An 18,679-nucleotide genomic window follows, 5' to 3' on the forward strand; every position below is an offset into this window, starting at 1 on the left:
GCAGGGTCAGAGCGCCTCGAGGTTGCTCTGCAGCTCGAACGGTGTGACCTGCGCGCGGTACTGCTGCCACTCGCGGCGCTTGTTCAGGAGCACGTACTTGAACACCTGCTCCCCCAGCGTTTCGGCGACGAGCTCGGACTCTTCCATGTACTCCAGCGCCTGGTCGAGGCTCGCCGGCAGCGGCGCGTACCCGAGGGCGCGGCGCTCGGCGTCGCTGAGCGACCACACGTTGTCTTCGGCCTCGGGCGGGAGCTCGTAGCCCTCTTCGATGCCCTTGAGTCCGGCAGCGAGCATGAGCGCGTACGAGAGGTACGGGTTAGCCGCCGAGTCGAGCGCGCGGTACTCGACGCGGGTCGACTGGCCCTTGTTGGGCTTGTAGAGCGGCACGCGCACGAGGGCGGAGCGGTTGTTGTGGCCCCAGCAGATGAAGCTGGGGGCTTCGTCGCCGCCCCACAGGCGCTTGTACGAGTTGACGAACTGGTTCGTCACGGCCGAGATCTCGTTCGCGTGACGCAGGAGCCCGGCGATGAAGTTACGGCCGACCTTCGAGAGCTGGTACTGGCCGCCCTCTTCGTAGAACGCGTTCATGTCGCCCTCGAACAGGGACATGTGCGTGTGCATGCCGCTTCCGGGCTGGCCGCTCATGGGCTTGGGCATGAAGGTGGCGTACACGCCCTGCTCGATCGCGACCTCTTTCACGACCGTGCGGAAGGTCATGATGTTGTCGGCGGTGGTGAGTGCGTCGGCGTACCGCAGATCGATCTCGTTCTGGCCCGGTCCGCCCTCGTGGTGGCTGAACTCGACCGAGATGCCGAGGTCTTCGAGCATGCGCACCGAGCGGCGGCGGAAGTCGTGCGCCGTGCCGCCGGGAACGTTGTCGAAGTAGCCGGCCGAGTCCACGGGCTCGGGGCGTCCGTCGGGCCCGAGCTGCGACGACTTCAGCAGGTAGAACTCGATTTCGGGGTGCGTGTAGAACGTGAACCCGGCGTCGGCGGCCTTGGCGAGCGTGCGCTTGAGCACGTGGCGGGGGTCGGCGACCGCGGGCTGGCCATCGGGCGTGGTGATGTCGCAGAACATGCGCGCCGTCGGGTCGATCTCTCCGCGCCACGGCAGCGTCTGGAACGTCGTGGGGTCGGGGTGGGCGAGCAGGTCGGACTCGTACGAGCGAGTCAGGCCTTCGATGGCCGATCCGTCGAACCCGAGACCCTCGGTGAAGGCTCCCTCGACCTCAGCGGGGGCGATCGCCACCGACTTCAGGGTTCCCACCACATCGGTGAACCACAGGCGGACGAACTTCACGCCCCGTTCTTCGATCGTCCGCAAGACGAAATCGCGCTGCTTGTCCATCGTTCTCCTCGTCTCGGTCCGGGTGACTCAGCGGCTCGACTCGGAGCCGGAGCCCCAGTCGGACTCGCGTGCCTCGTCTTCGGCCCACTTCTGCGCGCGCTCCTTGAGGAGCTGCGGGGCTCGCGCTGCTTCTTCCGCGGTGTCGAACGGGCCCGCGCGGTCGATCGCCGGCGACGCGTACCCCTGCTCGACCTGCCCGGTCTCGAGGTTGTACCAGTACTTGTGACTCTCGTCGCTCACGATGGCTCCTTGCGTGGGTCTGGCTCTTCGGCGGACGGGCGGCCGGGTGCACTCCCGATCCTACTGATCCCGGCCCCGCGCCTGGATAGGCTGGGGGTATGGCAACGAATGCGTCGCGCGCGGTCGGAGTAGACATCGGCGGAACGGGGATCAAGGCGGGGATCGTCGACCTGGATGCCGGGGAGTTGATCAGCGATCGGGTCAAGGTGTCCACCCCCAAGGGAGCGGAGCCGGCCGACGTGCTGGCCGCGGTACGGCAGGTGCTCGAGACGCTCGAGGCGCCGGAAGAGCTGCCGCTCGGCGTCGCCTTCCCCGCGATCGTCAAGGGCGGTCGCACGCTGTCGGCGGCGAACGTGTCGTCGTCGTGGATCGGGTTCGAAGCCGAGAAGTTCTTCGAAGACGGCCTGTCGCGTGGCATCCATTTCGCCAACGATGCCGATGTCGCCGGAATCGCCGAGGTCCGCTACGGCGCGGCGAAGGGCGTGGACGGCCTCGTGATCCTGACGACGCTCGGGACCGGGATCGGGTCGGCGATGATCTACGACGGTGTGCTGGTGCCGAACAGCGAGCTCGGTCACCTGCAGCGCGCCGGCCACAAGAAGGATGCCGAGTACTTCGCCGCGTACTCCGCGATGGAGCGCGAAGACCTGTCGTGGGAAGACTGGGCCGCGCGGCTGCAGTGGTATTACGAGTACGTCGAGTTCCTCTTCAGCCCCGACCTCATCGTCGTGGGCGGCGGCGTGTCGAAGCACTCCGCTGAATTCCTTCCGATGCTGAAGCTGCGTACCCCGATCGTGCCGGCAACGCACCGGAACAATGCGGGCATCATCGGCGCGGCGTCGTTGGCCGTGGAGGTACCCGAGGCGCTTCCCGCCGTGAAGTAGGCGCTCGCCCGGGCGGCATAGTCGCCCGGGGTGCGCTTCGTGTCAACCATCCTGCGCTTGTCGTTCCCGAGGCGTGTGGTGTGCCCATGAGCGGAATCCGAACCACGACGCCTCGTTCCGGCGCCCGCGCGGCAAACTCCGGAAGCGACTTCACCGAACTCGCCCGGATCATCCGGGAACGCGGCCTTTTGCGCCGACGCTACGGCTATTACTGGGCCAAGATCATCGGGCTGCCCGCGCTCCTCTTGGCGGGTCTCGGGGCTTTCGTGCTGATCGGTGAGACCTGGTGGCAGTTGGTGACGGCGGCCGTCCTCGCGGTGATCTTCACGCAGATCGCCTTTCTCGGGCACGACGCCGCACACCGGCAGATCTTCCTCTCCGGGAAATGGAATGACGGCGTCAGTCTGGTCCTCGGCGACCTCTTCGTCGGTATGAGCTACGGCTGGTGGCAGCACAAGCACACCCGACACCACGCCAACCCCAACAAGATCGGCGCCGATCCCGACATCGAGCTTCCGGTCATCGCGGTCGCCCCGAACAGCGCTCCCCCGCGGAACCCGGTTCTGGCGTGGGTGCGCGCACACCAGGGGCTGTTCTTCTTCCCGATCCTCCTCTTGGAGGGTGTCGCCCTGCACGCGTCGGGGGTCAGAGAAGTCATGACTCCCGGGCGGCTCGCCCACCGGTGGGTCGAGATCGCCTTCCTCACGATCCGGCTCGTGGGTTTCCCGGTGCTCGTCTTCCTCGTGCTCTCGCCCGGGCTCGCGTTCGCGTTCCTCGCCGTGCAGCTCGGGGTGTTCGGGTTCTGCATGGGTGCGTCTTTCGCACCGAACCATAAGGGAATGCCGATCGTTCCCGACGATCTGCGCATCGACTTCCTGCGTCGCCAGGTGATGATGAGCCGAAACGTCGTCGGCACGCGGATGCTCGATGTCGCCATGGGCGGGTTGAACTACCAGATCGAGCACCACCTGTTCCCCAACATGCCCCGTCCCCACCTGCGGAAGGCGGCGCCGATCGTCGCGGCGTACTGCCGCGACCGCGGGGTGCCGTACACCGCGACGGGGCTTTTCACCTCGTACGCGATCATCGTGCGGTACATCAACCGCGTCGGACTCGGCGAACGCGACGTGTTCAGCTGCCCCCTGGTCGAGCAGCGGAACCGGCCTCCGCTCGGCGCGGCGCGGGGGCAGGTGGCTCCGGCCTGACGAGGGCGGCGGGCTATACCCGGTCATCTCCGGGGCGGGCGCGAATGGGCCGGCCTGTACGCCGGGTTCTGTCCGGGGGCGGAAGCCCCGTGGACGGTCATCTCTCTCGGCGACACGTTGCCGTGCCGCTCCAGCGGCCTACCCGGGGACTCGGCGAGCCGCGTCTGCATCCCCTGTCTGGCCTTGCTCCGGACGAGGTTTACCTGGCGGGTCGTGTCACCACGACCCCGGTGGTCTCTTACACCACCCTTTCACCCTTACCCCGTACCCCGAGGGGCCGAGGCGGTCTGCTCTCTGTGGCACTGTCTCGCGGATTGCTCCGGGTGGGCGTTACCCACCGTCCTGCCCTGTGGAGCCCGGACGTTCCTCGGCACGGGCGAACCCGTGACGCGACCGTCCAGCCGACCCATTCGCATCGTCGAGTCTACGCGGGCGACTCAGCCCTTCTCTGCCGTCTCCCCGATCCGCAGGTCGAGGGGGAAGTCGATCGGGAACGCGCCGAACAGCAGACGACCGGCGGATGCCGCGGACTCCCGCACCGCGTGGGCGACGGCGTCGGCGTGCACGCGCGGGGTGTGGACGAGGATCTCGTCGTGAAGGAAGAAGGCCAGGTGCGGGGAGCGCGCGAACGCCGGGCCCGATGCCGGCGCGGCGTCCTCGGCATCCACGGGTGGGAGTGCGGCCAGGCGGGTGCGCAGGTCGGCGAGCCAGGCGAGCGCCCACTCAGCGGCGGTGCCCTGCACCACGAAGTTGCGCGTGAAGCGTCCGCGGTCGCGCGCGGAGCGGCGGGCCCGCGTTTCGTCGATGCCCGACGCCGCGTCGTCGCTCGCCCGGGACTGCAGCACCCGCCACGCGTCCCCCGCCGGCGGCGAGGTGCGACCGAGCCACGTGTGCACGGTGCCGCCCTCCTCTCCCACGCGCGCGGCGTCGTCGACGAGTGCCATCGCGCGCGGGAACGTGCGGCGCAGCCGCGGAACGAGGCGTCCGCTCTCGCCCGTCGTCGCGCCGTACATCGCGCCGAGCATCGCGACCTTGGCCTCGGCGCGTGTCGCCACCGCTCCGGCATCCACGATTCCGGCGTACAGATCGCGACCGGATGCCGCCTCGGCCAGCGCCGTGTCTCGTGCCATCGCCGCGAGCACGCGCGGTTCGAGCTGCGCGACGTCGGCGGTGACGAGCGTCCAGCCCGGGTCGGCGCGGACGGCGGTGCGCAGCTGCCGCGGGATCTGCAGCGCTCCCCCGCCCGACGACGCCCAGCGTCCGGTCACGACGCCCGCGGGGACGTAGACGGGGCGGAATCGTCCGTCGTGCACCCACTCGGCCATCCACGCCCAGCCGTTCGCGGTGTAGAGCCGCATGAGTTTTTTGTAGGTCAGGAGCGGAGCGACGACGGGATGGTCGTGCTCGGCGAGCTCCCATTTGCTCGTCGACTCGACGAGGACGCCGGCCCGGTGCAGGGACCGCAGCAGCCGCGGCTGCGAGTCGAGCGACACCGTTGGGTCGTCGAGAGCGGCGCGGACATCTGCGGCGATTTCCTCGATGAGGCTCGGGGGTCCTCCGGGACGGCGGCGGCCGAGCTGCTCCTCGAGCAGGGCGGAGTGCGCCTCGACGCTCCAGGGCAGCCCGGCCGCGTGCAGTTCCGCCGCGATCAGGGCGCCGGCCGACTCCGCTGCGGAGAGCAGGCGCAGGGCGCCGGGGGTCGTGGCATCTTCGATCGCCCTCCGCTGACGCCGGTACTCCGCCACGGCGGCGTCGATGCCCTCGGGGGCGCCACCGGCCGCGTCGCCCAGAACGAAGAGCGTGTCGCCGACATCGGCCGCGGCGGGCGCCGCCTCCCATTCGGTGGCGGCGCCGAGGCCGTGGTCGTCGCGCACGGCCTCGGCGTCGCGGAGCAGCGCGTGGATCAGGCGCAGGTCCCACGCGCGCGAAACACGGTGCCCCGCGGCCAGGAGTGGCGCGTACCAGGTGGGTGTGTCGCTCCACAGCCACCGCACGCCGCCGGTGGCCTCCCGTGCCGCGATGGTCTCGGGCAGCGCGTCGGGAGCGACGGTGACGGTGTGGCGCGGGGAGTCGGTGGCATCCAGCTCGACCAGGGCGATGTCACCGGATGCCGTGCGCCCGACGACGACGACCGCGTCAGAGGCCGCGGACGCCAGGGCGGGTCACCGCGATTCTTCGGTGCGGACGAGGATCGCGCCGCACTCGGGACAGAACACGACCTCGTCGGTCTGCGCGCGGCGGACCTCGGCGATGTCGCTAGGCGGGAGCACCATGCGGCAGGCCTCGCACGCGCCGGCGAGCAACAGGCCGGCCCCGTTGCCGCGCGACGCAAGCCGCTCGTACAGCGCGAGAAGGTCGGCGGGGATCGCCCCGGCGATGGCCGCGCGATCACGGCGCGACGCCTCGAGGCGATCGGTGGCTTCGGCGACGACGCGCTTGGCCTCGGCGCTGAGCTCGGCGCCCTGCGCGTTGGTCTCGGCGATGATCGCCTCTTGTTCGGCGACAGCGGCCTCGGCGGCCTCGAGCTGCTCCATGAGGGCGATCTCGGCGTCTTCGAGGTCGCTCTTGCGGCGCGCAAGGGAGACGAGTTCGCTCTCGAAGCCCTGCGCCTGCTTCGGGTTGGTCGAGGCGGCGAGACGCTGGCTGTCGCGCGCGATCCGGGCGTCGACGACGGACACGTCGGACTCGACGCGAGCCAGCTCTGCCTTGAGATCGTCGCGGGCGTTGGCACGAGAGCCGAGCTCTTGCGCGAGCGTTGACCGCTGGGCGATGAGCTCACGCACCCGCTCGGCCTGCGGAGGGTTGCCCTTCACCCGCTCGTCGCGCAGGATTCGGGCGTCGAGGTCGGCGAGATCGAGCAGTTTGCGCTGGTCGGCGGGGTCGGCGTTCACGGAGTCCACGCTACCCCGGGGGTGGGACACCGGTGGTGCGGATACCGTGGACGGGTCGGGATGGTCGAGGCGAGGGGGCAAGTGATGGCGTTATTGTCCGGCCTCTTTTTCGGGGCCTTGGGAATCCTCGCCTATACGGGCGTGTGGAAAGGCTGGATCCGCGTGGTTCGCGGCTTCGGCAGCACCATCGGTTTCGCCTGCCTCTGGGTGGGGCTGGCGTTCTTGGCGGGAGTGCTCGCTTCGGCAGTGGACGGCACCTCGGCCGTCGCGTCGACGATCCTGTTCGTCGTCGCAGCAATCCTGCTGGGGATTGCGGCCATCGCCCTGTTCTGGTTGCCTCCATTCCTCCTCCCTCGCTGGTATCGCGTGCGCCGCGGAGACGCGGATGCCGCGGAGGGTGAGCAGCGATGAGCGGGTGTGATTCCGCACCGTCGCTGCGGGCCGTGACCACGCCGCGTCGTCGTGTTGCCCGGTCCAATGTTCCCCTATGCGCTTGCGCACTGGCCTGAGCGCACTGTGCGTCTCGGGCTAGACTCGAGGCATCAGGGCCTTTAGCTCAGCTGGTAGAGCGCCACGTTTACACCGTGGATGTCGTCGGTTCGATCCCGGCAGGGCCCACAGCAAAACACCCCCGAAAATCCGAGGGTGTTGCTGGCATCAGTCAGTTTCTAGTTTTTCAGCTTTCGAACTCGTGTCCCCGCTGTGTCACCGGCTGCGGCTGCACGGAGGCGGTTGAGGCGGGCGACGGCGGCGACATCAGCGTCTGTCCCCATGTGGTGGCTATAGGTGTCGGCGGTGAGCTTCGCCGTCGAGTGACCCAGCCAGGTCTGCACCGTCTTCAGGTCCACGCCGTCGCTGAGCCAGATCGTCGCCGCGCTGTGGCGGAGGTCGTGAATCCGGCGACCCGACCGTGCTCCTTCCAGTGGGCATCGCGCTTGAGATTTTTGTTCGCACGGAACCCTCCAGCGGCTGACGGGAACACGAGTTGGTCAGGCATCCGACCGGTGACCAGCGGAAGAATGATCGCTGCGGCGTCGTCGGTGAGCGGTACGGTTCGCGGCTTGCCCCCTTCGTCACATTCCGCACCGGCTGGCCGTCAGGCTTCGATCTGACGACGCGGAGAGCCGGATACGGGAGTTCCTGCACGTCACGGACGCGGAGGGCTGCAAGCTCCCCCCAGCGGATGCCGGTCAGCCCGAGCACGAGCATGATGTCGGCGAGACGCTTCGACGTGTTCGCGACGAGCACCGCGTGTACGGCGACGAGTTCGGCATACGTGAAGGGAAAGATCTCCTTTCGCGCCCGCTGCGCCGTCCCGGCAGGAACCTTCGATTCGAGCACGGGGTTCTTGGCGACCAGCTTCTCTGACACCGCCCACGAGTAGAACGCGGAAACGATCTGACGGAACCTCACCACCGTGTCGCGGCTGAGCTTCTTCAGCATCGAGGCGCAGAGCGCATTCAGGTCGGCGGCGCTCACCGTGGCGAGGGGGCGTTTCCTCAGGCTCTCCAGGTGCTTCAGCGCGTAGCCCTCGGTGTTGTAGGTCTTCGAGGCGACGGTGCCCTCCCGCTGCACGCGCCAGCGGTCCACGGCGATGCCGAGGAGTTCCTTCCCGGCTTTCGGGCTGACGAACTCGCCGAGGTGCAGCTTGCGTTTCTGCTCGGCTCCCAGCGTTCCGCATCGCCTTTCTTGTGGAACATCTGGTCAACGACGACAGCGCCGCCACTCTTGACACGAACTCGCCACTTCTTGCGAGTCTTGCCGTTCTCGTCCACGTACGTCAGTTCCTGCAAGCTCATGCTCGGTGCTCCTTGACGAATGCCGCCACGTCGTCGGCGGTGTAGCGGTAGATGCCACCCATGCGGATGAAGGTAGGGCCGTGGCCCGACTCGCGCCAGCGAGAGAGCGTCGTTTTTGCAACGTCGGCGCGACTCTCGTCCGGCCTAACCATCAGAGGCGGGGTCCGACTGTCACAATGCTGAGAGCCAAGGGGGAAAGGGCGCGCATGCCGTACGTGGAGTATCCGATCGAGCCGGTCGATGTGAGCGACCTGCATCTCGACGTTAGCAACTATCGGTTCGCTAACGACCAACCGACAGAGACCGCCGCGATGAACTACCTCTGGGCGGAGGAGGACGTCAAGGATGTGGCGACGCTGATCCTGCGCGATCAGTACGTTGACAACGAGCTGCCGCTCGTAGTGCGCGAAGACGGGAAATTGATCCTGCTAGAGGGCAACCGGCGAGTGTCAGCGCTTCTCGCTCTTCTCAACCCCTCTCTGGCCCCGGCGCACCAAGGCGAGATCGAGCGTTTGCGCAAGCGCTATGCCATCGAGGCGGAGAATCTTCCAGTCAAAATTCGAGCCATGGTACTGCCTGACCGACCGACCGCTGCGCCCATTCTCGCCAGGCTGCACATCGGTCAATCGAAGAAGGCATGGAGCCTCGACGAACAGGCGAAATTCGTCCTGGCGCAGCTAACTGGCTCAACGACACTCGACCAGCTGCGCGGGATGCTTCCGGCGATCAAGGACGTGCCGCGAGTTGTGCGTATGGGGAGAGTGCGCCAACGACTGCGCGCCACCCACTACGCGAATCCCCGAGTCGCGGAGTACGTCGCCGGTCCCAAACTAACGATGTCGGCTTTCGAGTACGCCTACCGCAACACCACCATCCAGAACCTCATCGGGCTAAAGTTCGACGATCAGGCTCGTGTTGTGAGCTGGGCTTCGACTCCGGACGAAATTCGAGCTCTCGAACGGCTCCTTACCGGCTTCATGACCAACGAGGTGAACACTCGTCGCGGCTTGAAGGCGGGGACCGTTGAATACAAGAAGCTCCTCCGCGGGATGCAGGGACTCCCTGAAGATGAAGATGAGGTAGAAGCACCGTCCACTGAGGATCAAGAATCAGCGACACCTCAGGAAACTCCGGGCGATGACCCAACTCGCCTCCAAGACGACGGCGCTCGTGAGGATGGGACCAGTTCGAGTCAGACCCCGGACGACGTTCGGGCTGACGACTCTCCCGCCACTGACGACACCACCGACGAATCGGCCCGTGACGGCGACGTTGAGGATGACGATTCGGAGTCACCGGAGGGCACGGACGCGCCACCGGAGTACGAGGACAAACCCGGAAGGGAAGACGAGAGGCCGCCGGGAGGGCGTCGTGGTCGTGGGCCTGCTCGCCCTGAGACACTCATGTATCTCAACACGACGGGGATCGACGAACGAGGGCTGCCTGTCACCTTGCGGCATCGGTGGCGTGAGCTTCGCACAATCAATGTCCAAGACTTCCCCGCAGCAGCGACGATGGTCATGCGGTCCATCGTCGAAGCTTCAATCAAGGAGCACTTTGGTTTCGGGAACGGCATCGAGGTGACCGGAATGCTGAGCGACGTGATGGTGCGCGTCACCACCGCCTACAAGCTCAACGGGCAGCTGTCGCATGCCATATCCACGCTGAACCGAGTCAAGAATGATGCGAGCACAACGCCTGGGTCTGGGCGCTGGTTCAACCTTGTAGCTCACAGCGTGAACACCGACGTCACCGGGCAGCAGGTGCATCAAGCATGGCGAGTCGTGTTCCCGCTGGTGAGGTTCATGCTGACTGAGAAGCCGTCACCCGCGCCAGCGCAGCCTCAACCGACGGCGACGCAATCATGAGTTCGTGCGCTCGTCCAGGGTGGCGCGCGGAGTAGTTCAGCTCGTAGCGGCACAGGAAGAACTGCGCATATAGCTCCTCGATGAGCGGCGATTCGTCGTAGGTCATGAACCAGTTACCACCCGCGCTTGCCACCACCGAGGCGAGGTTCGAGTGATCGCGTGCGTCGAACGCGTTTAGGTACAACTGCGAACCGGCGCGCACGTACGGAGGATCGATGTACAGGAACGCTTCGGGTTCCGCGGCGTAGTCGAGAATGACTGTGCGTCCGTCGTCGTCGCGCACAGTTATCTGGTCTGCAAGATTGCCAAGGGAGGCGATTCGATCCCGGAGCGTTTCCCGGTTGAATCGAGCATCCATTTTGTAGTTTCCGGTCTGGTTCATCCCGCCAATGACCCCGCCGGTGAGGACGCCGGACCGATTGGTCCTGTTGAGGTAGAAGAAGGCGAAGCCCAGTTCGAGAGGGTCGTTGGCGTTGGCTGATCGATAAATCTCGCGTTGCCTTCGCCACTCTTCGACCGTCAGAGGTGTTGCGTCGAGCATCCTGAGAAACTCGACGTTCTCGTGAACGATGCTGTGCCAGAAAGAGTGCACGGCGGGATCGAGGTCGTTCACGACCAACTCGCGCACGAGTCCCTCGCGGAGAAGCGCGACACCGGCCCCGGCGCCACCAGCGTACGGCTCGACGTACGTCGCATCTCGCCACCCGAAGTCGGCGATCAGGTCGGCGAACAGGCCCGCGAGGGCGGCTTTACCTCCGGGGTATCGCAGCGGGGAGTGGGTTCCGAATCTGCGCGTGGCCGGGATTGAAAGAGTTGCTGGCACGCTTGTGAGTCCCCTCGGTGACTGAACGGTCTAGGTGCGACGCATTCGCGGTCCGCTGATTCACTTTAGGGCGCGAAGGGTTCACACTGCGTCCTGACAGAGATGTGTCGTCGGGCCGGGTGCGTAGATACCCCCACCGCCAGCGCTTCCACTACGCGGGGTGGGGGTCTGTGCCAGCCACCAATGGGGCGCGGTGGCCCTCGACGGCCTGAACGTCGAGCGGCTGGCGGGGATGAGTCCGGACCTAGACGAAGCGTCCTCACCCCCAGCTGTATCGGGTCTGCTGCATCGGTAGGTGACATTTGAGTTGGGTTGCCCGGGAGGGTGCCCTGGAAGGATGTCACTGTGCCCGAGCCCTGTCCGAGCGAGTTCCGTGATGACGTTGTGCGCGTTGCGAGGAATCGGGAACCTGGCGTGACGATTGAGCAGATCGCGGCTGACTTTGGTGTCCATCCGATGACTCTCACGAAATGGATGCGACGTGCCGCGGTCGAGGAAGGCGCGAAGCCGGGTGTGACGCGGTCTGAGGGGGCCGAGCTGCGGGAGGCGCGGAAGCGGATCCGGTTGCTGGAGCAAGAGGTCGAGGTGATGCGGCGTGCGGCGGCGTATCTGTCGCAGGCGAACCTGCCGGGAAAAGGCTCTACCCGCTCGTAACCGAGCTCGCCGCTGACGGTGTTCCCGTTGCGGTGACGTGCCGGGTGCTCAAGCTCGCTCGCCAGCCCTACTACCGGTGGCTGGCGAACCTCATCACCGATGCCGAACTCGTCGCGGCGTATCGCGCGAACGCGCTGTTCGACGCGCATCGCGACGACCCTGAATTCGGTTACTGGTTCCTGCTCGACGAGGCCCGCGACGCGGGTCAGGTCATGGCGGAGCGGACGGCATGGCGGATCTGTCGCGACAACGGCTGGTGGTCCGCATTCGGGAAGCGCCGCCGTGGGACGGGGCGGCGCCCCGGGCCGCCCGTTCACGATGATCTCGTGCGCCGAGAGTTCACCTCGGATGCGCCGAACCGGCTCTGGCTCAGTGACATCACGGACCACAAAACCGGTGAAGGCACGCTCTACCTCTGCGCGATCAATGACGTGTTCTCGAACCGGATCGTGGGGTATTCGATCAGCGACCGGATGAAAGCTCGTCTCGCGGTCGCCGCGGTCGCTAACGCCGTCGCGGCGCGGGAACGTCGCTGGCTGCGTGCTTCACACCGACAGAGGATCTCAGTTTCGCGCCCGGAAACTCGTGCGAACTCTGCACCGCTACGGGATGGTCGGATCAATGGGCCGCGTTGGCGCGGCAGGCGATAACGCCGCGATGGAATCGTTCTTCAGCCTGCTCCAAAAGAACGTGCTCAACCGCCGGTCCTGGGATACCCGCGAACAGCTCCGCATCGCCATCGTCACCTGGATCGAACGCACCTACCACCGACGACGCCGCCAGAGACAGCTCCACGGATTGACCCCCATCGAGTACGAAGCAATCATGAACACCGACGTCGCCCTCGCGGCGTGACTAGAAGCCGTCACCTATCCGTGCGGCAGACCCGTGATCGCCGATTCGTCTTCGTGAGTACGTGCGCCATCACGGGTGACGCCGCTACGGTCGAGGCAACAACTCTTTGGGGGGCATCATGAGTTACCAATTCCTGAACCTTGACGCGGAGACTCGCGACTACATGCTCGCGGAGCTATCAGCCGATGTTTCCGCTCGTCGGGTGTATCCGAGTCCTCGTCTAAGCGCGAGTGGTCAAGCGGCGTACACGTCGCTCCTGGAGGACGCATTCATGTCTGGAACCCCGGAGTCGCTCGCTTCTAGCTTGTCCACGCCTGGACTCTTCAACCCCACCGAGACTACGAGCGCCGGAGTGGTCCGCAAGATGGCTTCCAACGCGCCCTCATTGCTCGCTGGCGGTGAGTTCAACCGTTATTACATTCGAGGGGTTGCGGCTCGCGCGCTCGCCCATGGTCAATCGCACGTGACGGTGTACCGTGCTCGGGAGTCCGGCTACCACCGCCCTGAGTCGGACGCGCAGATCGGTCAGACTCCTGATGCTGCCGACCTTCTGGACAGCCTCCGCGCGAACACCTTGACACCCGATGCCGTGACCATGCCGGATGTCAATTCTGGATTGTCGGTGCACCTCTGACTCGCGTCCCCGGCGCGTCCCCGCAGGATGAAATCAGGGCTGGTTGGAGCAACATCCGCAACTTGTGAAACGCGAGAAATCAACACTCGCCACTGCTCAGGCAGATTTACACCGTGGATGTCGTCGGTTCGATCCCGGCAGGGCCCACCAAAGTGTCGATGTTCAAACATGCGACGTCGGCAGGTTTGACATCCTCCCCCGCGCGCACGCTGGCCTCATAGGCCAGTGCTGCCGCGTGGACTGCCGGGTCAAGCAGCGTGTCGAACGGCTCGCCGGGCTCTGCCTCTACCCGGTCGGCGTTCTCGACCTCGTAGACGTGGATGCGCTCGAAGAACGCCTGGTTGCAGATGCGCCGGAGTGAATCGTCAATGCTCATGTAGATCGCGTGCATGTCACTAGCCAGAGCGGACAAGGGATACCCGTCGAAGGCGAACCGGGCCGGGTTGCGCGAACGAGGCATCGCCACGACGATCCCCGAACGCGACGACCAGATCGCTCACCGCCGGAAGCACCCCGGCCGGCTCATCGACTTCGGACGCGAGCAGAAAGAGCGTTACAAGCACCGCAACGTCGTCGAACGCTGCTTCAACAAGCTCAAGTAGTGGCGCGGCATCGCAATGCGCTCAGACAAGACCGCCCGCAACTACCACTCCGCCATCTGCCTCGCCGCCACCCTCCAATGGGTTTAGCAACACGCCCTAGGAGCCCGTGGTGGTGGCGCGGCGGAGGCACCGTCCGGTCGACGATGTCGGGGCCGTGAGCAGTCCAGTGGGTGGGCCGTGGTAGACGATGGTCCCGCCTTGGTGTCCGTCTTCGGGGTCGATGTCGATGATGTGGTCGGCGTGGGCGCCGACGCGCAGATTGTGCGCGATGCCGATGACGGTTGCTCCGTGGTTGACGAGGCGGTCGAGCAGGGCGAGGAGCCGGTCGGTGTCGTCGGGGATGGCGAGGTATCCGAGGCCGAGGTCGTGGAGCCACGTAAGCCTGACCCGCTTTCCCGGACACCCTGGTCTTGACCACCCGGTCTGAGGGGACGGTGATGGGCAGGGGCCGCGCTGGGCGGAGCGGCAGAATGTCGGCGAGTCGTTCCAGGGTCCACCCCGGCGCGTGGCGCTGCGGGTGCCCTTCATGGTGTCCATGTAGCGGAGGCGTTGCCGCCTGCCGGACGATGTGTGAGCGCGATGAACGCGGTGGCAGTTACTGCCACCATAGGGGTAGTGTCAGTGGCATGGCCGAAGTCGAGGGCGTCGCGGCTGCTCGCCTGCGCGCGTCGGAGCGTTGCTGCGACCTCTTCATCTCCCGCGGGACGACCGATCTGACGATCGCGGAGATCGCCGACGTCATCGGGGTCTCGCAACGGACGTTCTATCGGTACTTCCCCACCAAGGCGGAGAGCGTGAGCCCCGTATTCGACTGGACAACGGCTCGCTTCGAGGAGACGATCACGAAAGCCGCTCCGGATGCTCCGCTTCCCGAGGTCCTTCTCGCGGCTTTCCGCGCCGGCCTCGGCGGTGCGCAGGAGGCGCGCACCCGCGCCCTCTTCCCCCTCGTCTTCGCGGATGCCGAGATGTGGTCGGTGTTCCTGAGGAAAGTCCACGACGGTGAGCGTTCCTTCGTGAGCATCATCGCCCCGCGCCTCGCCTCGGGCGCCGACAGCGTCGCTGCTCGCACCGCGGCAGCGGCTGTAGCCAGTGCCACCCGGATCGCACTCGAGGTCATGGTCACCGCGGGTGCGGACCCGGAAGTCGTCTATGCGAACACGATCGACGCGTTCGCGTCAGGAGCCATCCGCCAACAGTGACGGACAGCGCCCGCGCGGCTCGGCCCACCCGCAGGCGCGAGAACCAGGGGCCAGAAGACAGGGACAACATCATGACAGGATTGCTCGAAGGCAAGGTCGCCATTGTCACCGGCGGGGCCAGCGGCATCGGACTCGCGACGGTCGAGCGCTTCGTCGCCGAGGGCGCGAAGGTCGCCATCGCCGACATCCAGGACGAGTTCGGCGGATCCATTGTCGACCGGCTCGGGGACAGCGTGCTCTACGTGCACACCGACGTGACGGACGAGAGCGCCATCGAGGCGCTCGTGGCCGCGACGGTCGAGCGCTTCGGCAAGCTCGACGTCATGTTCAACAACGCTGGCGCGGGGGGTGACCGGTCGCCGATGCTCGAGATCGGCTCGGCCGGATTCGACAGGACGATCGCGCTGCTGACCGGTTCGGTACTCCTTGGCCACAAGTACGCGGCACGAGAGTTCGTGAAGCAAGGCACCGGTGGATCCATCATCTCCACCGCATCCGCGGCCGCGCTGCAGGGGGGATGGGCGAGCGCCGGATACACGATCGCCAAGCACGCAGTGGTCGGAATCATCCGCCAGGCGGTCGCGGAGCTCGCACCGCTCGGTATCCGATCGAACGCGATCGCACCCGGGATCATTATGACGCCGATCATGGCGCGAGGCTTCGGTCTGCCCGACGAGGAGGCCGTCCCGTTCGCCGAGTTCCTCGCCGAACGGCTCGGGCCCTCGCAGCCACTGCAGCGCACCGGTACCGCCGACGACATCGCGAAGGTCGCCACCTTCCTCGCCAGCGACCTTGCGGACTATGTCACCGGGGCGACGATTCCCGTCGATGGTGGAGCCACCGCCATCACCCTGGGAACGTTCGCAACCGATGTGGCCGCCGCGGCCGAGGAATACAGACAGCGCTGACTCCTACGGGGCCGTCGGGACCTGCGGGGTCACGACGGCCCCGCTGTCGGGGGGCTTTGTGGCGTTCACCTCAGCGTCCCTGAGCGCGGCCGCTTTCCGCATCCGGCCCCTCGAACTCGGGATGCCGACCGGAACGGGTCGGGTACCGATCCGCGAGCTCGACCGCGCCGCAGGCCGGACGCGGTGACGTCTGACCGGAAACAACAGCAGTTGGACGTACCCCACCTCAACGACCGGGAGGGGCACCGCGTGCTGCTGTATTACGCACCTCCCGGGGCGTGGCGGCGCTGACACGAGGGGGGCAGTCAGGAGATGCGCGCGACGTCTCGTGACTCATCGTCGCGGGGGCCCTGGCGCCGGGACTAATGGTTAGCTGGTGACGAGCGATCACATTTCGCATCTGTGCGCCTGGTGACCGCATGACAGAGGAGGTCTCATATGAAGGCATGGCAGTTCGTCGAACAGGGACGACCGATCCAACTGAACGACGTCGACGAGCCCACGCTCGAGGCTGACGGCGTCATTGTCAGCGTCAAAGCGGCCGGTATTTGTCACACCGACACCGGCTACCCCGACGGCACCCTCACCTCCGCTCTGCCATTCCACCCCATCACGCTCGGCCACGAGATAGCAGGCGTCGTCGCTGAGGTCGGAGCCGACGTCACCGCATTCAAAGTCGGCGACAGGGTAGTCATTCCGGCGAAAATGGAGGGGCCCGGAACGTCTCTCAACGGTGGTTTTGCTGCCAGGGTCGCCGCCCCCGCCGCGTTCGTCGTGCCCCTTCCCGACGGCATCGGCTGGGATCAAGCCGCCGCCGCGAGCGACGCTGGTATGACTGCGTACCATGCCGCCGTGGGCCAGGGAGGTGTGACGCGGGGAACCAAGGTAGGGATCATCGGTTTCGGTGGCCTCGGCTCCCTCGGGGCTCAGATCGCCCTGGGCCTCGGCGCAGACGTGTTCGTCGCAGAGAAGAACCCCAAGGCGAGGGACTTCGCAGCGTCCCTCGGGATCACGCACGTGAGCGAGGCCATTGTCGACTTCGCCGACCAGGATCTCGACGTCGTCGTCGACTATGCAGGCTTCGGCACAACCACGGCCGACGCCATCACCGCCGTCCGCGCCGGCGGCACCGTTGTCCAAGTCGGCTTGGGCGTCACTGAGGCAACGATCCCCATCGTCGATCTCGTCTCGAAACAGGTCCACCTGGTCGGGTCCTTGGCTGGCAGTAACGACGACTGCGCCGCCGTCCTGGACCTGATCGCGGACGGCAAAGTGTCCTCAAATTTGACCCACGTCACGTTCGACGAGATCGCGGACGGCATCGCGAAACTCAAAAACGGCGAAGTCGTCGGCCGCCTCGTGGCCATGATGTCCTCGGTGTGATGTCTAGGGACCTTGTTTCGGTGACATGGCAGTGAAGAGCTAAGAGGCGAGGGCCTCTGGTTGTGAGGTGGAGCTGTTGAGTTCAACCGCTTCACGAACCAGGAGGCCCTCGTGTCCCACGCTAACGCCGCCCTGACTCCACGCGCCCGACTCCGCCTGGCGCGCCTGATCGTTGAGGATCACTGGTCGCCGCAGGTCGCGGCGAAGATGCTCATGGTCTCGCCGGTGACCGCTCCCGCGTCGCTTACGCCGAGATCTGCGCGGACGAGAAGGCCGCAACGGCAATCGGTGTCCTGCACCGCGCCGTCACCTGATTCGCCGAGCGTGGTGTCCGCGTCGAGCGGGTGCTCTCCGACAACGCCTCGGCATACAAATCCCACGCCTGGCAAGATCGCACGCTTCCACCGCACGCTCTGGGCTCGCGGTTACGCGCGACGCGTACGACATCGTCACGGAACTCGGACGGGTAGGGCTTGGGTACAGCAACATCCTTCTAGGGCGTGTTGCTAAACCCATTGGAGGGTGGCGGCGAGGCAGATGGCGGAGTGGTAGTTGCGGGCGGTCTTGTCTGAGCGCATCGCGATGCCGCGCCACTGCTTGAGCTTGTTGAAGCAGCGTTCGACGACGTTGCGGTGTCGCGGCCGCACGAACCCGCCGCGCCTCACCTGAACCTCAACTCAGGATGTTCACGCTCCGCGCGATCACCAGCGCCAGCAGCACGAACCCCGAGATCGCCTGCACCATCATGAACAGCTTCGCGCGGGTGCTCAGGGGCATGACATCCGTCGGGCTGAACGCCATGGCGTTGGATGCCGAGAAGTAGAGGTAGTCGACATAGCTGGGCGCCCAGTCCTCTCGGTCGGACGAGCGACGCGCCACCTCGCTGACGGCGTCGCGGTCGGAGTCCTGCGGGAACTGGAAGTCGGCCGGCGGGAGCTGGTCGCGGGGGTCGCGGCGCCGGACGACGGGTCCGCCGCGGTCCATCTCCCAGTAGACGACGGCGTAGCCGATGACGTTGATCGCCCAGACCTGCGCGGCTCCGAGTAGCACCACCGCTCCCCCGCTCTCCCCGTCGAGGAGCTGTTGCACGAGCAGGAAGAACGTCACCTGGTTCGCCGCGAGCAGCACGGCGACGAATCCGAGCGCGAACGCGCGTCCGACCCACGTTTCCCGGTTCAAGTGCCGGGGGTTGGTGATCACCATCGGGACCGCGCAGAGGATGCTGGCTCCGACGACGACGTAGCGCAGCGCTCCCGACACATCGCTCGGCAGGACGGCGTACAGCACCGTGCCCAGGCCGAGCGAGATGAGTACCGGCCAGCGATGCTCGGGACGGATGCGGAAATCCGCGGGTGCGTTCGACGTCACGGGCTCAGGCTAGACCCGC

Annotated in this window: 20 protein-coding genes, 1 tRNA gene, 1 other RNA gene and 4 pseudogenes; 14 read left to right on the forward strand and 12 right to left on the reverse strand. The window is 66.4% G+C overall.

The genetic code is table 11. The features are described from left to right. Positions 1-6: 6 nt before the first annotated feature. Both ACU6WY_RS07205 and ACU6WY_RS07210 read right to left on the reverse strand, forming a co-directional pair. Positions 7-1,347 carry a glutamine synthetase family protein gene (locus ACU6WY_RS07205; protein ID WP_483821761.1) on the reverse strand — a complete coding sequence of 447 codons (1,341 nt, stop codon included), beginning with the start codon at positions 1,345-1,347 and terminating at the stop codon, positions 7-9. Positions 1,348-1,374: 27 nt separating this feature from the next. Beyond that, positions 1,375-1,587 (reverse strand): SPOR domain-containing protein, encoded by a 213-nt coding sequence (locus ACU6WY_RS07210; RefSeq protein WP_483821762.1) that lies wholly within the window; start codon positions 1,585-1,587, stop codon positions 1,375-1,377. A 98-nt stretch (positions 1,588-1,685) separates the two neighbouring features. On the opposite strand from ACU6WY_RS07210, the gene ppgK reads away from it, so the two are divergent. Both ppgK and ACU6WY_RS07220 read left to right on the forward strand, forming a co-directional pair. Continuing rightward, complete coding sequence (gene ppgK, locus ACU6WY_RS07215; RefSeq protein ID WP_483821763.1) at positions 1,686-2,471, forward strand: polyphosphate--glucose phosphotransferase; 786 nt, start codon at positions 1,686-1,688, stop codon at positions 2,469-2,471. An 86-nt stretch (positions 2,472-2,557) separates the two neighbouring features. Further along, positions 2,558-3,676 carry a fatty acid desaturase family protein gene (locus tag ACU6WY_RS07220; RefSeq protein ID WP_483821764.1) on the forward strand — a complete coding sequence of 373 codons (1,119 nt, stop codon included), beginning with the start codon at positions 2,558-2,560 and terminating at the stop codon, positions 3,674-3,676. A gap of 41 nt (positions 3,677-3,717) precedes the next feature. On the opposite strand, the gene rnpB is transcribed toward ACU6WY_RS07220, so the two are convergent. The 3 genes from rnpB to ACU6WY_RS07235 form a co-directional block, all read right to left on the reverse strand. Continuing rightward, positions 3,718-4,085, reverse strand: an RNA gene (gene rnpB / locus ACU6WY_RS07225) — RNase P RNA component class A. Positions 4,086-4,113: 28 nt separating this feature from the next. Further along, positions 4,114-5,832, reverse strand: a complete 1,719-nt coding sequence (locus ACU6WY_RS07230; protein WP_483821870.1) for a bifunctional 3'-5' exonuclease/DNA polymerase — start codon at positions 5,830-5,832, stop codon at positions 4,114-4,116. Positions 5,833-5,838: 6 nt separating this feature from the next. Next, a complete protein-coding gene (locus tag ACU6WY_RS07235) occupies positions 5,839-6,567 on the reverse strand; it encodes a zinc ribbon domain-containing protein (protein WP_483821765.1) in 729 nt (242 codons plus the stop codon). An 84-nt stretch (positions 6,568-6,651) separates the two neighbouring features. On the opposite strand from ACU6WY_RS07235, the gene ACU6WY_RS07240 reads away from it, so the two are divergent. Both ACU6WY_RS07240 and ACU6WY_RS07245 read left to right on the forward strand, forming a co-directional pair. Then, positions 6,652-6,978, forward strand: a complete 327-nt coding sequence (locus tag ACU6WY_RS07240; RefSeq protein ID WP_483821766.1) for a hypothetical protein — start codon at positions 6,652-6,654, stop codon at positions 6,976-6,978. A 134-nt stretch (positions 6,979-7,112) separates the two neighbouring features. Continuing rightward, positions 7,113-7,185: transfer RNA gene (locus ACU6WY_RS07245), tRNA-Val, on the forward strand. Positions 7,186-7,235: 50 nt separating this feature from the next. On the opposite strand, the gene ACU6WY_RS07250 is transcribed toward ACU6WY_RS07245, so the two are convergent. The 3 genes from ACU6WY_RS07250 to ACU6WY_RS07260 form a co-directional block, all read right to left on the reverse strand. Then, on the reverse strand, positions 7,236-7,415 hold the full coding sequence (locus tag ACU6WY_RS07250) for a hypothetical protein (RefSeq protein ID WP_483821767.1): 180 nt from the start codon (positions 7,413-7,415) through the stop codon (positions 7,236-7,238). Then, a complete protein-coding gene (locus tag ACU6WY_RS07255) occupies positions 7,348-8,157 on the reverse strand; it encodes a tyrosine-type recombinase/integrase (protein WP_483821768.1) in 810 nt (269 codons plus the stop codon). The genes ACU6WY_RS07250 and ACU6WY_RS07255 overlap by 68 nt, the downstream gene beginning before the upstream one ends. A gap of 205 nt (positions 8,158-8,362) precedes the next feature. Further along, positions 8,363-8,518, reverse strand: coding sequence for a hypothetical protein (locus tag ACU6WY_RS07260; protein WP_483821769.1), 156 nt, complete (start codon positions 8,516-8,518; stop codon positions 8,363-8,365). 54 nt (positions 8,519-8,572) lie between these two features. On the opposite strand from ACU6WY_RS07260, the gene ACU6WY_RS07265 reads away from it, so the two are divergent. Beyond that, positions 8,573-10,234 carry a hypothetical protein gene (locus ACU6WY_RS07265; protein ID WP_483821770.1) on the forward strand — a complete coding sequence of 554 codons (1,662 nt, stop codon included), beginning with the start codon at positions 8,573-8,575 and terminating at the stop codon, positions 10,232-10,234. Here the strand turns inward: ACU6WY_RS07265 and ACU6WY_RS07270 are convergent. Beyond that, positions 10,170-11,057: a DNA adenine methylase gene (locus ACU6WY_RS07270; protein ID WP_483821771.1), complete on the reverse strand. Its 888-nt coding sequence runs from the start codon at positions 11,055-11,057 to the stop codon at positions 10,170-10,172. The genes ACU6WY_RS07265 and ACU6WY_RS07270 overlap by 65 nt on opposite strands. 345 nt (positions 11,058-11,402) lie before the next feature. Here ACU6WY_RS07270 and ACU6WY_RS07275 point away from each other — a divergent pair. Beyond that, positions 11,403-12,566 (forward strand): annotated as a pseudogene (locus ACU6WY_RS07275) (IS3 family transposase). A gap of 352 nt (positions 12,567-12,918) precedes the next feature. Continuing rightward, a complete protein-coding gene (locus tag ACU6WY_RS07280; RefSeq protein ID WP_483821772.1) occupies positions 12,919-13,200 on the forward strand; it encodes a hypothetical protein in 282 nt (93 codons plus the stop codon). A 106-nt stretch (positions 13,201-13,306) separates the two neighbouring features. On the opposite strand, the gene ACU6WY_RS07285 is transcribed toward ACU6WY_RS07280, so the two are convergent. Next, positions 13,307-13,591 (reverse strand): hypothetical protein, encoded by a 285-nt coding sequence (locus ACU6WY_RS07285; RefSeq protein WP_483821773.1) that lies wholly within the window; start codon positions 13,589-13,591, stop codon positions 13,307-13,309. Here ACU6WY_RS07285 and ACU6WY_RS07290 point away from each other — a divergent pair. The 7 genes and pseudogenes from ACU6WY_RS07290 to ACU6WY_RS07320 form a co-directional block, all read left to right on the forward strand. Continuing rightward, entirely contained in the window at positions 13,590-13,802 is a 213-nt protein-coding gene (locus ACU6WY_RS07290; RefSeq protein WP_483821774.1) for a transposase, read from the forward strand. The genes ACU6WY_RS07285 and ACU6WY_RS07290 overlap by 2 nt on opposite strands. Positions 13,803-14,000: 198 nt before the next feature. Then, positions 14,001-14,216: a hypothetical protein gene (locus ACU6WY_RS07295; protein WP_483821775.1), complete on the forward strand. Its 216-nt coding sequence runs from the start codon at positions 14,001-14,003 to the stop codon at positions 14,214-14,216. A 212-nt stretch (positions 14,217-14,428) separates the two neighbouring features. Next, the gene (locus ACU6WY_RS07300) at positions 14,429-15,001 is read left to right on the forward strand and encodes a TetR/AcrR family transcriptional regulator (RefSeq protein ID WP_483821776.1); all 573 of its coding nucleotides are present in this window, start codon (positions 14,429-14,431) and stop codon (positions 14,999-15,001) included. Between the two features lie 71 nt (positions 15,002-15,072). Continuing rightward, on the forward strand, positions 15,073-15,909 hold the full coding sequence (locus ACU6WY_RS07305; protein WP_483821777.1) for an SDR family NAD(P)-dependent oxidoreductase: 837 nt from the start codon (positions 15,073-15,075) through the stop codon (positions 15,907-15,909). 438 nt (positions 15,910-16,347) lie between these two features. Beyond that, entirely contained in the window at positions 16,348-17,292 is a 945-nt protein-coding gene (locus ACU6WY_RS07310; protein ID WP_483821778.1) for a zinc-binding dehydrogenase, read from the forward strand. Positions 17,293-17,403: 111 nt separating this feature from the next. Continuing rightward, positions 17,404-17,562, forward strand: a pseudogene (locus ACU6WY_RS07315) (IS481 family transposase); the annotation flags it as partial. Beyond that, positions 17,505-17,753: pseudogene (locus ACU6WY_RS07320) on the forward strand (IS481 family transposase); the annotation flags it as partial. The pseudogenes ACU6WY_RS07315 and ACU6WY_RS07320, both read left to right, overlap by 58 nt. A gap of 45 nt (positions 17,754-17,798) precedes the next feature. On the opposite strand, the pseudogene ACU6WY_RS07325 reads toward ACU6WY_RS07320, so the two are convergent. Both ACU6WY_RS07325 and ACU6WY_RS07330 read right to left on the reverse strand, forming a co-directional pair. After that, a pseudogene (locus ACU6WY_RS07325) lies at positions 17,799-17,930 on the reverse strand (transposase); the annotation flags it as partial. 34 nt (positions 17,931-17,964) lie between these two features. After that, the gene (locus ACU6WY_RS07330; protein WP_483821779.1) at positions 17,965-18,660 is read right to left on the reverse strand and encodes a hypothetical protein; all 696 of its coding nucleotides are present in this window, start codon (positions 18,658-18,660) and stop codon (positions 17,965-17,967) included. Positions 18,661-18,679 lie beyond the last annotated feature (19 nt).

The organism is Microbacterium sp. ZW3a, assembly GCF_057167165.1.